We start from the raw sequence: 15,382 nt of genomic DNA, 5'->3' as shown, positions 1-15,382 counted from the left end.
GCACGCCGCTGCTGCGTCGTATCACTGCCGCACACGCAGCGCTGCGGTTGCGTCACAGCTTGTAAGCCTGCTTGGGCAGCCGATACGCTAGATCCATCGCCACCTCCACCGCTTCGTCTTCCTCCAACCGATGCTCGGCGACTAGTTTGGCCAGGAACGCGCTGTCTACGCGCCGCGCGACATCGTGGCGGGCCGGGATCGACAGGAATGCACGCGTGTCGTCGTTGAAACCCACCGTGTTGTAGAAACCCGCGCTGGCCAGGGTCTGCTCGCGGAAGCGCCACATGCCCTCCGGCGCATCGTGAAACCACCATGCCGGGCCCAGCAGCAGCGAGGGGTAATGGCCGGCCAAAGGTGCCAGTTCGCGGCTGTAGCTGGTTTCGTCCAGCGTGAACACGATCAGGCGCAGGCGCGGATCATTGCCGTAGCGATCCAGCAATGGCTTGAGTGCATGCACATAGTCGGTGCGCATCGGAATATCGGCGCCCTTGTCGCGCCCGTAGCGCTCAAACAACGGCCGGTTGTGATTGCGAAAGCACCCCGGATGCAGCTGCATCACCAAGCCATCGTCCAGGCTCATCGCCGCCATTTCGGTCAGCACTTGTGCACGGAACAACTCGGCCTGTTGCGGCGTTGCAGCGCCGCGTACCACGGTGTCGAACAGGCGTTGCGCCTCGCCCGGCGACAGATCGGCGGTGGCGGCACTGGGATGCCCATGATCGGTGGAGGTCGCGCCGTGCGCGGCGAAGAATGCGCGGCGTTGCCGATGCGCGCGCAGATAGCCTGGCCAGGTCAGCACGTCCTCGCCGGTAAGCGCGCCGAACTGCTGCAGCGCACCGGCAAACTGCTCATGCTCCGGGTCCACCACCGGGTCCGGGCGGTACGCGGTCACCACACGGCCGGCCCAGCCGCTGTCGCGAATGGTCGCGTGATGCTGCAGCGTGTCCAGCGGCGATTCGGTGGTGGCGATCACCTCGATGTTGAAACGCTCGAACAGCGCACGCGGACGAAAGCCCGGCGTCTGCAGCGCGGCGGTGATGTGGTCGTAGTAATGATCGGCAGTACCGGCATCCAGGCGGATGCGCAGATCGAAGACGGTGTGGAAGACATGATTGAGCCACACCGCCGACGGCGTGCCGCGCAGCAGCGTGTAGTGCGCAGCAAACACGCGCCAGGCCACGCGTGGGTCCACCGGCGCGCGCGTGCCATCGGCGTGCGGGATGCCCAACGCATCCAGATCGATGCCCTGGCTGTACAACATGCGGAACACGTAGTGATCGGGCACCAGCAACAGTTCGGTGGCATTGGCGAACGCGGTATTGGTCGCGAACCAGGCCGGGTCGGTATGGCCGTGCGGGCTGATGATGGGGAGCGTGGCGATCTGCGCATAAAACCGGCGCGCAATCGCCCGCGTGCCGGGGTCGGCTGGCAACAGGCGGTCGTCGTGCAAGGTCAGCGGCAAGGAGGTGGGCATGGGGTCGGGGCACCGAACAGTTGAGATGGGTCGTGCAACGCACGCGTCAGGGCGCAGGTGTGCCGGGATGGGCAGCCACGTAATCGCGTAACCAGGTCATCGCCGGGCGCTCGCTGCCATCGCCACGCACCAGATAGGCGGCTTCCTTGTCGCGCCACAGGCCAGGGCGGAATCCCCACAGCGTGATGCCGCGCACCGCCGGGTGCTCCCAGAAGATCGGAAACACGCGCTGGTAATCGGCCAGCTGCTGCGCATCGCTTGGCCCATCGAGGTCGAATTCGGTGATGTAGATCGGCAAGCCGGTGGCGGCCAATGCATCCAGATTGGTGCGATGCACCGACATCGCCACGTTTGGCGTGGTCTCGAACGCATGCTCCTGGATGCCGATGGCATCGACCAATTGTTCGCGCTGCAGCAACCGCACGATCTGCAGATATTTCTGCGTGGCCTGCGTGTTGTTGGTGATGCTGTAGTCGTTGATCATCAGCTTGGTATGCGGAAAGTGCTGGCGCGCGAGCCGAAACGACTGCAGCACCCACTCCCAGCCGCTGGCGCCGTCACCGCCGAGCGCCTGCAGATAATTGCCGCCGCCGGTATCGGCCTTGCTGGGCGGGTCGTTGAGCGGCTCGTTGACCACTTCCAGCAGGTCGATGTCCGGGTAGCGCTGGGCCACGGCGGCAAACCACTGCTCGATCTCGCGGCGCTGCTCGGCCGGGGGCAAGGTCTTGATCCATTCCGGCTGCTGATTGCCCCACACCATCACATGCATCTGGAACGGCATGCCGTTGGCTTTTGCGAACCGGTAAGCGGTATCCAATGTGCGCCAGTCCATCTGGTCGCGTACCGCCTCTACCGTGCCCCACTTGCCGCCGTTTTCCGGGGTGAGCTTGTTCCAGTACTGCGCAAAGCCCTGCGCCTGTTGCGGGCTGTAGGCGCTACCCAGAAACTTGGACGCGCCCGCTGCCAGGGGCGCGGCTTGCGCCACCGATGCGATGCTTGCTGCCAGCAACAGTGCGATTCTCGCGGTGTGCAGGGACATGGTGATTCCTCAGGAAGATGGAGGCGTTGCGGTGGCCGCAGGCAGCTGCGCCGGCTGCAGCCGCGGCACCAGAGCATGCACGACCGCCAATGCCAGCAGGTAGGCCGAACCGGCCATCAGAAACACCGGCACGTAGCTGCCGGTCGCCTGCAGTAGAAACCCGATGAACGTGGCGATCAACATGCCGCCCACTGCGCCGGCAAATCCGCCGATGCCCACCACGGTGGCCACCGCATGCCGCGGAAACATGTCCGAGGGCAGCGTAAACAGATTGGCCGACCAGCCCTGGTGTGCAGCGGTGGCCAGGCCGATCAGACCCACCGCGAGCCACAGATTGTCTGCGCGTGCGGCAAACACGATCGGCACCACCGAGATGGCACAGATCAGCATCGCGGTCTTGCGCGCACGGTTGACGCTCCAGCCGCGCGCGATGAAGCGCCCGGCAACCCAGCCACCGGCGATGCTGCCGATATCGGCCAGCACAAAGATCACGATCAATGGCGCACCCAACTGCAGCAGACTCAGGCCGTACTCGGCATGCAGGAATTTCGGCAACCAGAACAGGAAGAACCACCAGATCGGGTCGGTGATGAACTTGCCCAGCACGAACGCCCAGGCCTGGCGATGCCGCAGCACCTGCAGCCACGACAACCGCGCTTGCACCGGCTCATGCGCATCGCTGCGGATGTGCGCAAGTTCTGCGCTCGACAGACCGGGTTGCTGCTCGGGCGCGTGGTAACTGCACCACCACACCACCAGCCAGGTGGCGCTCAGTATCCCGGTAAACAAAAATGCCGCCTGCCAGCCCCAGGCAGTGGCGATCACCGGCACCAGCAAGGGCGCGACGATGGCACCGATGTTCGAGCCGGAATTGAAGATGCCGGTGGCCAGCGCGCGCTCGCGTCGCGGGAACCATTCGGCCACGGTCTTGAGCGCGGCGGGAAAGTTGCCGGATTCGCCCAGCCCCAGGAAAAACCGCGCAATCGCAAAGCCCACCACGCTGGTCGCCAACGCGTGGCCCATCGCCGCCAGACTCCACACCCCGATCGCCAACGCATAGCCCAGCCGCGTCCCGAAGCGGTCGATCACCGCACCGCTGCACAACAGGCCCAGCGCATAGGCCGCCTGAAACGCAGTGACGATGTAACCGTACTGGATCTCGTTCCAGCCGATCTGCGTCTGCAAGAACGGCGCAAGCACGCCCAGCACCTGGCGGTCCACGTAGTTGATGGTGGTCGCTGCCAGCAGCAGCGCGCAGACGCGCCAGCGCACCCGGCCCAGGCGCGCTCCGGGGCTAGCAGCATCGGCCGCAGGCGCGTCGCTCATGGGCACAGCTCCTGCAAGCGCGCAACCGTGTCGCCTGCGTTGTCGCGATACCTGCTGCGCATCGCGGCAAGCAAGGGCGCAAGCAGCATGTCGCTTGCGCGTTGTCCGATTCGATTCATCGACCACTGCACCTGCACGAAGGTGGCCTTGCGCCACGGGTGATAGCGCTACCATTACCACGCTGCACGCAGGAATCCATCGCGCACTGCAGCACGCGGCGACCGTCCGTCGGCGTTGCGTGCTTGCGGTGCAGCGTGATGGCAGCGCCGCTTCGCTATGCCCCAGCAACTATGCTGCCCTGCAGCGTGATGTTCTGAATTTGGTAGCGCTAACATCCAGCGCCACTGATCGCCCGTCTCCCCCATCGCATCATCGTCGCGCCGATTCCGGGCAGCGGCACTCCCTACGCAGGGGCGATGCGTGGGACATCTGCTCACCTGTTAGGGAAGGGAATACGGTGAAGAACAGCTACGCACGAACCGCGTTGTCCTGCGCGTTGGGGTCCATCCTGCTGGGCATGACCAGCACTTCCGCCTGGGCACAGTCCACCGACGCCGACAGCGCCGCGCAAACGCCACCGGCCACAGCCGGCAACAACGATGCAGTGACCCAGCTCGACACCGTCACCGTCTCCGGCTACCGACGCAGCATCCAGTTTTCCACCGATGCCAAGCGCGACTCGGTCGGCTTTGCCGACACCGTGTTTGCCGAGGACATCGGCAAATTTCCGGACATGAATATCGCCGAGTCGCTCAACCGCATCCCGGGTGTGCAGCTCTCGCGCGACGTCAATGGCGAAGGCCTCAACATCGCCATCCGCGGCCTGGGCACCAGCTTCACCAAGACCACGCTCAACGGCGCCAGCATCGCCACCGCCTCGATCGGTCTGAATGCGCAGAACCAGAATCGCGAAGTCGATCTGAACCTGTTTCCCACCGAATTCTTCACCCAGCTCACCGTGAGCAAAACGCCCACCGCCAGCATGCTCGAAGGCGGCGTCTCCGGTGTGGTGGACATGCGCAGCGCGCGTCCATTCGATCGCCCCGGCGTGCACTTCACCTACCAGGCGCAGGCCGACTGGAACAGCACCAGCGAAAAGACCACCCCGCGCGGTGCCTTCATGGGCAGCTGGACCAACGAAGCAGGCACGCTCGGCGCGTTGTTCGGCGTGGCCTCGGTGCGCAGCAAGCTGGGCGTGCGCGGCTTCGAAAGCGTGGGCTGGACCAACCCCGGCCTGACCTATACCCAATGCGGGCTCACCCCGCCTGCAGGCACGCCGGCGACCAATCAACCGGCGGCCTGCAACGTCAACGGCGGCGGCAACTGGCGCATTCCCGACCGCGTGCCGGCCACCGCCGGCAGCGGCTTGACCACCGGCGAGACCATCGACGCGGCATGGCTGCTGGCACGCAACCCGGGCTTGAGCATCGACCAGATCAGCGATGCGTTGATCCCGCGCCTGGGCCGCAGCGTGTACATGAATGGCGATCGCGACCGCGATGCGTCGGTGATGTCGCTGGAATGGCGGCCCTCCGACAGCATGCATTTCTACCTGGACACGCTGTACTCCGAAGCCAAGCGCACCACCGAGCGGATCAGCATGAATCTGATCGGCCGCAACGGCAACATGATCCCGCTGGGCATGCAGCTGGATCAGAACAACGTGGTCACCAGCGCCACTTTCGCCAACGCGCAGTATTTCCTGGAAGCGCGCCCGTACCGCGAAGAGGTCAAGTTCTGGAGCGTCAATCCCGGTGCCGAACTGCTGTTCGGTGCCGAGCAGGACATCAAGCTCAACGTGCAGGCCAATGCCACGCGTAGCTGGCTGGATCGCGAGTCGCCCAGCATCCTGGTCACCTCGCCGTTCACCACGGTCGATTACCGCAACCAAGGCGGCGACCGCCCGTCGATCAGCAGCCCGCTCGATCTCAACGACCCGAACCTGGGCTGGGGCTGGAGCGGCGGACGGGTCAATATCCAGAACGAAAAACGCGTCACCCAGACCCGTGGTGGACGTGCCGATCTGCAGTTCGGCGAAGACAAGCGCAACATCAAGATCGGCGCTGCCTACGACCAGGCCGAGCGCACCATTCGCGGCTTCGACAACAGCATTGCCTGGGAGCAGGTGGTGTGCCGCGGCGGTGGCGGCAACGTGTGCAACGGCGGCCCCGGCTCCGCAGTCCCGAATGCGGCCCTGGCTAGTTACTTGCGGCCCGGCCCGGGCGGCTTCATCACTGCCGATTTCAACCGTTTCCTGGGCGACACCAACTATTACGCGCTACGCGATTCCGCCCCGGAAACCAACTCCGCCAACACCGGTGCCTCGGCCGGCGGCATCCGCGAAAAGAACCTGGGTTTCTATATCGAAACCAACGCCGAAACCGAAGTGTGGAACCGCACGCTGCGCTTCAACGCCGGTGTGCGTTACGTCACCACCGACCAGACCATCACCGGCCCGGTCACCATCAACGGCATCCGCCGCGTGCAGGTGCTCGATTCCGATTACGCCGAAACCCTGCCCTCGTTCAACGCGGCCTGGGATGTGGCCGACAACGTGGTGCTGCGCCTGTCCAGCTCGCGCACGCTCACGCGCCCGGACCCGAGCGCGATGTTGCCCAACACCAATTTCAGCGACCCGTCTGCACAGACCGCGACCCAGGGCAATCCAAACCTGGCGCCGTATCTGTCCACCAATGTCGACTTCGGCGGCGAGTGGTACACCGGCGGCGAAGGCTATGTGGGCCTGACGCTTTTCAACAAGCGCATCAGCGGCTTCACCGTCAATGGCGTGCGGCGCATTCCCTTCAACGATCTTGGTGTGCCCTACGAGAGCCTGCTGCCGATCCAGCAAGCCGGCCTGGACCAGCGCGGTGGCCCCAATGCCGCCACGGTGGACGTGCAGACCCAGGTCAACGCCGATGGAGTGCTCAACATCCGCGGCACCGAAGCGATCTGGGTGCAGCCGTTGGACAAGCTGGTCGACGGCATGGGCTTCAGCGTGAACTACACCCATGTCACCCAATCTTCGGAAGGCGAAGGCATCCCGGCGGTGGCCGTCGGTGTGGCGCCCAATCTGTGGAACGGCACCGTGTACTGGGAAAAGAACGCCGCCTCGGTACGCCTGTCCTACACCTGGAACGACGACATGGTGATCTCCGGCGCCAATCAGAACGGCATCCCGTACGCACGCCTGAATGCCGATGCACGCGGCCAGCTCGATCTGTCGGCCAGCTACGCGCTGGACTGGTTGCCTTCCAAGCCGCAACTCACGCTCAACGTCACCAACATCACCGACGAGCCGTTGCGCACCACCTATGCGTGGCCCAACGCCACCTACGACCTGTACGAGCCCGGGCGCACCGTCATGCTCGGCATCCGCGGCACGTTTTGACAGTGTCCATCGAGACGCGCTCGCCGTTGGTTGCCGGGTGTAGCGGGTGTTCGGACTGCACGCGTGATTCGCGTGCAGTCCGTCTGCCGCGCGCCGTCCAACGTGCCTGCACGACGGCGCACGATGTTTTGCCCGACACTTCAGGCACTGCGCCTGCAACCGCGATCCAGAGGGATCGCGGCCAGCGGCGTAGCGCGCGCCGCGGCGTTTTCCGCAGCACTCTCCGAGCCCGCCTCACCTCATGAACGATCGATCACAGCAGCTCTCCGTGCGCGAAAAGATCGGCTACAGCCTGGGCGACCTGGCCGCCAATCTAATCTTCCAGACGCTGGTGACGTTTTTGGCGTTCTTCTACACCGACGTATTCCGCATCCCGGCGAGCGCGGCAGCCACGTTGATCTTCGTGGTCGGGCTGCTGGGCGCATTCGTGTTTACGCCCATCATCGGCATCCTGGCCGATCGCACCCGCACCCGCTGGGGCAAATTCCGCCCATGGATCCTGTGGACCGCACTGCCATTCGGCGCACTGTCGCTAGCGGCCTTCAACACACCTGCGCTGGGCGAGCACGGCAAGATCACCTACGCATTTGCCACCTACACCTTGCTGATGCTGGTCTACGTGGCCAACAACCTGCCGTATTCGGCGCTGAGCGGCGTACTCACCGGCAGCATGGAGCAGCGCAACAGCCTGTCGGCGTATCGCTTTCTGGCGGTGACGTTTGCGCAATTCATCATCCAGGTCCTGCTGTTGCCGCTGGTGCTGATCCTGGGTAATGGCGACAAGGCACAAGGCTTTCGCAACACCATGGGGTTGTTCGCCGCGGTCGGTACGCTGTGCTTTCTGATCACCTTTTTCACCACCCGCGAGCGCGTGCTGCCGATCGCCGAACAACGCAGCAGCGTCCGACAGGACCTCACCGACCTGGTGCGCAACAAACCCTGGTTGGTGATGCTGGCACTGACCATTCTGGTCTTCATCAATCTCGCCATGAAGGGCGGGATGTACATCTACTACTTCAAATACACCCTCGACGCGGGCGCGCTGACTCACTTTCTCGATGCCGCTGGATTCAACCGGTTTATTGCCGCAATCAACAGCGTGCTGACCGGCGCCGGCATGAGCGCCTTGCAGTGGCCGCAAGACGCGCCAACCTCGGCGTTTAGCGTGTTCAGTGCCGGCGGCATCCTGGCCATGATCGTGGGTATCGGGTTTTCCAAACGCCTGGCCGACCGCTACGGCAAGCGCAATGTGTTTGGTGGGGCGCTGCTGATTTCCACGCTGTTTCTGCTGGCGTTCTATGTCTATCCGGCAACTGCCATCGTCTGGGTATTTGGCTCCTATGTGCTGCACGGCTTCTTCTACGGCATCACCATCCCGTTGCTGTGGGCGATGATTGCCGACGTGGCCGATTACTCGGAGTGGAAGAACCACCGCCGTGCAACCGCCATCATTTTTTCGGCGATGTTGTGCGGCCTGAAAATCGGCCTGAGCGTCGGCGGCGCACTGGTCGCCGGCCTGCTCGCCTTCTATGGCTACGACGCTGCGCTGCCGCAGCAAAGCGGCGCGGTCACCGACGGCATTCGATTAGCCATCAGCGTGTATGCATCCATCCCGTTCCTGCTCGGCACCGCACTGCTGGTGTTTTACGAGATCGACAAACCGCTGGAATCCCGTATCGAACGCGAACTGGGCGTGCGCCGTCAGGCCGCTCCGCTCGCGTCGCCCTAACCCCTTCCTTCCACCTCATGCACAGGTCCGCGCATGTCCGATGAACTGCAAGCCGCCACACTGCAGGCGCTGGCGCGCACCGCCATTTCCGCACCGCTGGTCACCCACATCTACACCGCCGACCCGTCCGCACACGTCTTCGATGGCGCGCTGTACATCTATCCCTCGCACGACATCGATGCCGGCGTGGCCTTCAGCGACGACGGCTCGCATTTCGGCATGGAGGATTACCACGTCTTTCGCATGGCGCATCCCAACGCGCCGGTCGAAGACTTGGGCGAAGTGCTGCACGTGCGCGACGTGCCGTGGGCACAGCGCCAGATGTGGGCACCGGATGCAGCGCAACGCAATGGCAAGACCTATTTGTATTTCCCGGCCAAGCGCGCCGACGGCATCTTCCAGATCGGCGTGGCGGTCGGCGACCAACCCCAAGGCCCCTTCATCGCCGAAGCCGAACCGATCGCCGGCACCTACTCGATCGACCCGGCCGTCTTCGCCGACGACGATGGCGCGCATTACCTGTACTTCGGCGGCATCTGGGGTGGTCAGCTGCAGCACTATCGCGACAACGTCTACGCGCAGACCAACCAGGAACCGATGGGCGATGCGCCCGCACTGGGCCCGCGCGTAGCGCGCCTGCACGAGAGCATGACCGCACTGGCCGAACCCACACGCGAGATCGTCATCCTCGACGAACACGGCACCCCGCTACGCGCCGACGACCTCGACCGTCGCTTCTTCGAAGGCCCCTGGCTGCATCGCCATGCCGGTCGTTATTACCTGTCGTATTCCACCGGCGATACGCACCTGATCTGCTACGCCACCAGCGACTCACCGTATGGCCCATTTCACTACCAGGGCGTGCTGATGCAGCCGGTGATCGGCTGGACCACCCACCACTCCATCTGCGCGTTCGACGGCCAGTGGTATCTGTTCTATCACGACGCCGTGGTATCGGGCGGCCAGACCCATCTGCGCAACATCAAGATGGCACCGCTGGAGCATCTGGCGGATGGAACGATTGCGACGATTTATCCGTACGGGAAGGATGCTGTCTCGCCTTGGTGAGATGGCGGCAATGATGCCCCTACCCTTCAAAGTTCATAACACCTCTAGAAAAGGTGGATTGCTTGTTGCAGATCACACTCGGCAGATTGCGACTGTATGCATCCCAATCCAGTCAGCGCCGTACCACGTGATCCGAGATCACGCGGTCAACGGCGATTGCGACTCCTCATACGTCCCGTCGTCAGCGACTACTAGCTATTTGGTCACATAGCTCTTGGTGGCATGGTCCAAAACAACATCCATCGACCACGTAGCTGTTGTGCTTGCAAGTGGTGTTGCTTGTCTCGAAAGAAGTGGCATGATTGCCGAGCCAAATTGGGGGCACGCCTCAAGAAGATCCGCTCATACGCAAGGCGCGGCGCACGCCTGCTTTGTGGTGGGCGTTTTACATCGTGCGCCCCCATTTGGGCCTAAATAATCAATCAACCCAGTGGAGCAATAATGAAAGGAATAGTCAGCATCGCCTGTGCAGCACTTGCTGCGGTATCGTTTCAAGCCTCGGCACTTGGCTCGCGGTTTTCGAATTATGAAACAACCACCACAGTTACGTCTTCAAACCTCTTCCCTTCCGCTAGTGAGACGGTAACGATAAATGTCAAGGTGGCTGCACCTGCACTTGGCGTGACCTCTGGCAATCCCGCTGCAGGCGACGATATTGGTGGACGTGTCAATTTTTTTGCAAATGGTGTGTCGATCGGTCAGTTCCGTATCGGTCGTGCGAATACCCCTGTCGTAAATCGGGTCGTCGAGGTGGATCAGGGATGTCTGTTTGCTACCGGGGGAGACTATGCGCGTTGCACATATAACTTTTTCTATGCGCGTGAAGCAAATTTTTCTGTTCGCTATACGGTCCCTAGCCAGTACAGCAACGTCACGATTACAGCCTCTTTTACTGGAGACTCAAACTTTTCTAAGGCTTCATCCTCCGCACCTATCACTTTGAAGCCGCTGCCTGCTTTTGGGCTAATTAAGGGAATAGGCGATAAATGTCTTGATGCCGTAGGCGGCGGCTCGGTCAACGGGACCGAGATTCAGCAGTATTCTTGCAACGAGAATGTGCAACAAATGTGGAGCGTTGTGTCTGGCTCTGGCTATATCCGCAGCGTACCCAGCGGCTTGGTGCTCGACTCCAAGGGCCTCGGGACTTCCAATGGCACCACGCTTCAGCTCTGGAACGGGCTGGGTGCATCAAATCAGCAGTGGTGGTTCACGGGCGCCTCTATCGTTGGCGTCGGCGGAAAAGTTCTTGATGCAATCGGTCAATCAAGCAATAACGGTACAAAGCTGCAGATTTTTTCGGCACAGGCGAATGCCGGTCAGACTTGGAACTACGATCCAATCTCTGGGCGTATTACGGGCATCGGTGGTAAATGCCTAGACGTCGAGGGTGGCTCCACAGCAAACGGAACCCTGGTTCAGCTTTGGGATTGCAGTGGTGCGGCCCAGCAGCGCTGGGAAGTGGGCGAGCGAGGAAGCCTGCGCTATGCCGGGAAATGTTTGGAATCAGCGAACGGCGGCACGCAAGACGGAAATGCGGTACGCATTTGGGACTGCAACGGCGGCGCTCATCAGGCCTGGCATTTCCTTGGCGAAATCCGCAATGTTGGTAGTAATCGTTGCTTGGCCGATCCTGGCCGTGGCGCCACAAACGGTGCGCGCACCTACATTTGGGACTGCACTGGCGATGTAAATCAGAAGTGGGACTTTTCTTCCTACTAAGTAGATGAACAAGGCCCGGATAATCCGGGCCTTGTTCTTTAAAGCCTTTCTTCTTCTGCCAATATGAGCAGAATCCCGACATAGTATTGGTCCACGGCCCTTTGTGCCTGGATCAGATTTCCGAGAGTCTTATCGCAAGCTACTTGGGCCCCAACTTAAGGCTTTTCAGCTGCTCTAAGACTGCTTCCGACCCTGCGCCGGAATCGCTTGGTCGTAACTCCGGTACGCCGGTTGTCCCGCCGATAGGCGAGATTCTGCGAAGGCGCCTGCTCCCGCCCGTGTACATCACAGCAATCGCATTCCTCAAGTGGTCCGCCAAGAGTCGCGACGGTAGCGCCCGCCAACGGCCGAGAGGCCATCATGCCTTTCGATAGGCAGTGCATTGCACGCTGCATCCACACGCATCGTCGCAACGTATGCCCCTGCACTGAGCTTTTTTGAGAGAGGTTGCCATGCGCCAGGCGTCGTTGCTGTTCTTACTCACCCTTGCGGTCTACGGCAATGCAAGCGGCAGCGAGCCGCGCGCCGCACTGCCCCGCGCAGACAGCGTTGACGTGCCGCGCTTCATGGGCGACTGGTATGTCATCGCACATATTCCAACCCGTCCAGAACGCAAAGCCTACGACGCAGTAGAGAGTTATGCGCAGCGACCGGATGGCCGTATCCAGACCACCTTCACCTTCCGCAAAGGCAGCTTCCAGGCCCCGCTCAAGTCCATGCATCCGATCGGACAGGTCGCAGAGAATGGCAACGGCGCGCTATGGAGCATGCAATTTCTTTGGCCGTTCAAGGCCGAATATGTCATCGCCTGGCGCGATGCCGACTACACCCAGACCATCGTGGCGCGCAGCAAGCGCGATTACGTCTGGTACATGGCACGAACCCCGCAGGTCTCCGACGCCGACTATCAGCAGGCGCTCGCGCGCATTGCGGCGATGGGCTACGACGTGTCACAGCTGCGCCGCGTCCCGCAATCATCGCGTTGATGTGGCCTGACCTGTTGGAGAGCCCGCACGACGCGCTCTCCAACGCACCTGCCGCGCACATCAGACGTCTTTGGTGTCTACAGAAAATTCCCATCCATCGTTCAACCCACCCAAGGGCTTGGCCTCTGTCGCCAACTCCTCCTCGAACGCGCAAATCACCTTGTGTGTCGGCACCATGGTCGGATACACCGTGACATCCATCGGAAACGCCGTGTTTTCCGGGTAATGGCAACAACGCACCTTCTGCTCGAAGCGCAGCAACGTCACCGAAAATTCCAGTGCCGACTCTTTGCTCGGGAACACCACTGAAAACGCAATCTCGCGCGGCTTGGAAAGATCCACGCCCTGCTGCGCAATGTGCCACAGGGTGTCGCCGTTATCGTCTTTGGGATATAGATCCAGATTTCGCTGCATGGTTGATTCGCTATGTGGCGCCTGGTTGGCCGATACAGAAGCTTAGCGCCTTGGCGGTCAGCGATCTGTGTCTTCTAACATCCGGGCATCCCGCCAAGTCGTGTAGCCAGAGCCTGCCCTGAGAGTTCAGCGTAAGGCAGTCTTGGTCGGGTATTGCCCACTGCTGAAAAATGCACAGCGCCGCTTTCTGAAGGGGTGAGCTCACCTCCGCTTTCTTGCAACGCGTGCACATCCCAGCCATACCACGAGGGACCGCCAATAGTCATCTGAGGCGATTCATACCTGGCGCCGGCGGCTCCAGACGGCGCACAGGCCCAGACGATAAAGCATCCTGCGCCGCTACTTTTTTGGAGCCGAGACCTTCAGCTCGTTCTTCAACGCCGCCATGAAATCATCGAGCCGATGGCGCCCGCTTAGATGCTCCTGCACATTCGGAAACTGCGCTGCAACATAACGCATCAAATACGTCACCTTATCGTCGGACTTAGCATGTAGCACAAGGTTGAGCCGCTGAATTTCGGCGCTATTGGGGAAGTCGCGTGCGGCCTGCGCAAGCGCAGCGGGGTACCCGGCGTTTGCCTCGGTCAGGCCTTTCAGATAGCTCAGCGCATAGGCCTCGATCTTCAGTGTCTTCCAGCCGTACAGGTCTATCGGTTGGAGTTGCTTGCTTCGCCCTGTCGCGCTGTACAGAAACGCCAGCAGATCCAGCGTCGAACGATCGGAGGGCATCCGCTTGTAGCGCTGCTCCAGCGCCGCGCCGTAACGCTGGAAGATCTCGTCCGCCGTCGCCATCTTTCGTTTCTGCAACTGACTGATCAACGTATAGCTCGCTATCGGATCTTCCGGCAACCGGGCACCCTCTTTCCAATAACCCGCCGAGGCGATAAGGCGTCTGAATTTATCGTCATCGAGGTCCACCGCGTCGATACACAGCCCCGCAACTTGCTGAATCTTCTTGTCGTTCCTGGACAATGACCTGACAAGTGCAATGTCATACGCAAGGTACTCGGGCTGCTTTTTCGCATTCCACCAGTCGATTTCCCAATTCTTGTCGAGTTTGATCAACGTGCAAACGTCACCTGCTGCCCCTGCACGGATGGACGTGATCAAGCGCTCTCTTTCGGCGTCCGGATCTGTTGTCGAGAAGATGTCATACATCGATTTCTCGATCGCCGTGTGTTTCTCCTTGAAGTCCACATGTGTCCAGGCGGCGACAGCTCCGCGTGCATCCTCAAGCACGAGGCGGCAGTGCGTGATGTAGGCCCACAGGCGATCCGGCACTTGCGACCTTGGCAGCAGTTTCGCGGCTTTTTCGTACAGAGGCAGCGCGATATCACAGTGCCCCGCGCGGTGTTCCCGCATACCGCGCTCGAATATGATGAATGGATTGCCAGGCAGCTTTTCGTCAGCGAGCTTCATGTAGGCGTCACTGGCAGCGACATCGGCCCGGTAGAGGATGTTGGACAGGACAAACGCGTCATACGCGCTTTTGCTTGTCTCCGGCACCAGTCGCTTCAACCTTGCATTGACCTCGCTCTTCCTACCTTCATCGATAAGGCGCTCTGACTCGGCAGAGTTGGCTAGACGCTCGTATACCGGCGACACTTTCCCGACTTCGGACATGAAGGTGGACGAGCTCGACGCCTGCACCGCCGGCAGCCAAGTTGCCATAACGAAGACGACCACCGCCACGCACCGCAGTTTCACGGAGCCCCCTCGGTGAATGCTTGACCCGCTATGCATGCTGCGCCTCGACGACGACTGCGGTGCCATAGCACAGGACTTCGGTCAGGCCGGCCATCAACTCGGTAGCGTCGTAGCGCACCGCAATGATGGCGTTGGCGCCAAGTTGCCTGGCATGCTGCACCATGTCGCGATAGGTCTCCGAGCGTGCCTGTTCGCACAGTTCGGTGTAGATGGTGATGTTGCCGCCGAACAAGCTCTGCAGACTGCCGAAGAAGTTGCCGACGATCGAGCGTGACCTCACTGTGATACCGCGCACCAGGCCCAGATTACGGATGATTCGCTGTCCAGGAAGCTCCAGTGCGGTGGTCACCATGGTGTCGTTGAGGGAGGAAATCGCTGAGTGGATCGGCGAAGAGTCGTATGGGTTTGTCATTAACTTATTCTCTTCTCATGAGGGCGAAAGCCACCGATCGTCTTATATCGGAGGATAGATAAACGACTGCAGCCGGAAGATACCTGTTTATTACTAAGAGAACTCAAACCATCGTGA

At 61.4% G+C, this 15,382-nt stretch carries 11 protein-coding genes; 5 read left to right on the top strand and 6 right to left on the bottom strand.

What is annotated here, in order from left to right:
• Window positions 1-52: 52 nt before the first annotated feature.
• From uxaC to RQH86_RS19265, 3 genes are read right to left on the bottom strand one after another with little or no spacing between them, the layout of a single operon-like run.
• The gene (uxaC, locus tag RQH86_RS19275; RefSeq protein WP_311240319.1) at window positions 53-1,474 is read right to left on the bottom strand and encodes a glucuronate isomerase; all 1,422 of its coding nucleotides are present in this window, start codon (window positions 1,472-1,474) and stop codon (window positions 53-55) included.
• A 46-nt stretch (window positions 1,475-1,520) separates the two neighbouring features.
• Window positions 1,521-2,513, bottom strand: a complete 993-nt coding sequence (locus RQH86_RS19270) for an endo-1,4-beta-xylanase (RefSeq protein WP_115514334.1) — start codon at window positions 2,511-2,513, stop codon at window positions 1,521-1,523.
• Window positions 2,514-2,522: 9 nt separating this feature from the next.
• Window positions 2,523-3,839 (bottom strand): MFS transporter, encoded by a 1,317-nt coding sequence (locus tag RQH86_RS19265; RefSeq protein WP_311240318.1) that lies wholly within the window; start codon window positions 3,837-3,839, stop codon window positions 2,523-2,525.
• A gap of 457 nt (window positions 3,840-4,296) precedes the next feature.
• On the opposite strand from RQH86_RS19265, the gene RQH86_RS19260 reads away from it, so the two are divergent.
• The 5 genes from RQH86_RS19260 (at window position 4,297) to RQH86_RS19240 (ending at window position 12,732) form a co-directional block, all read left to right on the top strand.
• Complete coding sequence (locus RQH86_RS19260; RefSeq protein ID WP_311240317.1) at window positions 4,297-7,230, top strand: TonB-dependent receptor; 2,934 nt, start codon at window positions 4,297-4,299, stop codon at window positions 7,228-7,230.
• 241 nt (window positions 7,231-7,471) lie between these two features.
• On the top strand, window positions 7,472-8,959 hold the full coding sequence (locus RQH86_RS19255) for an MFS transporter (RefSeq protein WP_311239848.1): 1,488 nt from the start codon (window positions 7,472-7,474) through the stop codon (window positions 8,957-8,959).
• Window positions 8,960-8,992: 33 nt separating this feature from the next.
• On the top strand, window positions 8,993-10,027 hold the full coding sequence (locus RQH86_RS19250) for a glycoside hydrolase family 43 protein (RefSeq protein ID WP_311239847.1): 1,035 nt from the start codon (window positions 8,993-8,995) through the stop codon (window positions 10,025-10,027).
• A gap of 441 nt (window positions 10,028-10,468) precedes the next feature.
• Window positions 10,469-11,746: a ricin-type beta-trefoil lectin domain protein gene (locus RQH86_RS19245; protein ID WP_311239846.1), complete on the top strand. Its 1,278-nt coding sequence runs from the start codon at window positions 10,469-10,471 to the stop codon at window positions 11,744-11,746.
• A 452-nt stretch (window positions 11,747-12,198) separates the two neighbouring features.
• Window positions 12,199-12,732: a lipocalin family protein gene (locus RQH86_RS19240; protein WP_311239845.1), complete on the top strand. Its 534-nt coding sequence runs from the start codon at window positions 12,199-12,201 to the stop codon at window positions 12,730-12,732.
• 60 nt (window positions 12,733-12,792) lie between these two features.
• Here the strand turns inward: RQH86_RS19240 and RQH86_RS19235 are convergent, their stop codons facing one another.
• The 3 genes from RQH86_RS19235 to RQH86_RS19225 form a co-directional block, all read right to left on the bottom strand.
• The gene (locus RQH86_RS19235) at window positions 12,793-13,146 is read right to left on the bottom strand and encodes a ribonuclease E inhibitor RraB (RefSeq protein WP_311239844.1); all 354 of its coding nucleotides are present in this window, start codon (window positions 13,144-13,146) and stop codon (window positions 12,793-12,795) included.
• A 339-nt stretch (window positions 13,147-13,485) separates the two neighbouring features.
• Entirely contained in the window at window positions 13,486-14,838 is a 1,353-nt protein-coding gene (locus tag RQH86_RS19230; RefSeq protein ID WP_311239843.1) for a hypothetical protein, read from the bottom strand.
• A gap of 43 nt (window positions 14,839-14,881) precedes the next feature.
• Window positions 14,882-15,265 (bottom strand): YbjQ family protein, encoded by a 384-nt coding sequence (locus tag RQH86_RS19225; protein ID WP_311239842.1) that lies wholly within the window; start codon window positions 15,263-15,265, stop codon window positions 14,882-14,884.
• Window positions 15,266-15,382: the final 117 nt, after the last annotated feature.

It is taken from the genome of Xanthomonas sp. WCS2018Noco2-27 (genome assembly GCF_031843525.1).
Taxonomy (GTDB): domain Bacteria; phylum Pseudomonadota; class Gammaproteobacteria; order Xanthomonadales; family Xanthomonadaceae; genus Xanthomonas.
The sequence above is the reverse complement of the archived record's forward strand: the minus strand, read 5'-3'. Positions and strand labels throughout refer to the sequence as shown.

Coding starts and splice junctions, on each gene's coding strand:
- uxaC (WP_311240319.1), bottom strand. CDS start 1,474: ATGCCCACCTCCTTGCCGCTGACCTTGCACGACGACCGCCTGTTGCCA.
- RQH86_RS19270 (WP_115514334.1), bottom strand. CDS start 2,513: ATGTCCCTGCACACCGCGAGAATCGCACTGTTGCTGGCAGCAAGCATC.
- RQH86_RS19265 (WP_311240318.1), bottom strand. CDS start 3,839: ATGAGCGACGCGCCTGCGGCCGATGCTGCTAGCCCCGGAGCGCGCCTG.
- RQH86_RS19255 (WP_311239848.1), top strand. CDS start 7,472: ATGAACGATCGATCACAGCAGCTCTCCGTGCGCGAAAAGATCGGCTAC.
- RQH86_RS19250 (WP_311239847.1), top strand. CDS start 8,993: ATGTCCGATGAACTGCAAGCCGCCACACTGCAGGCGCTGGCGCGCACC.
- RQH86_RS19245 (WP_311239846.1), top strand. CDS start 10,469: ATGAAAGGAATAGTCAGCATCGCCTGTGCAGCACTTGCTGCGGTATCG.
- RQH86_RS19240 (WP_311239845.1), top strand. CDS start 12,199: ATGCGCCAGGCGTCGTTGCTGTTCTTACTCACCCTTGCGGTCTACGGC.
- RQH86_RS19235 (WP_311239844.1), bottom strand. CDS start 13,146: ATGCAGCGAAATCTGGATCTATATCCCAAAGACGATAACGGCGACACC.
- RQH86_RS19225 (WP_311239842.1), bottom strand. CDS start 15,265: ATGACAAACCCATACGACTCTTCGCCGATCCACTCAGCGATTTCCTCC.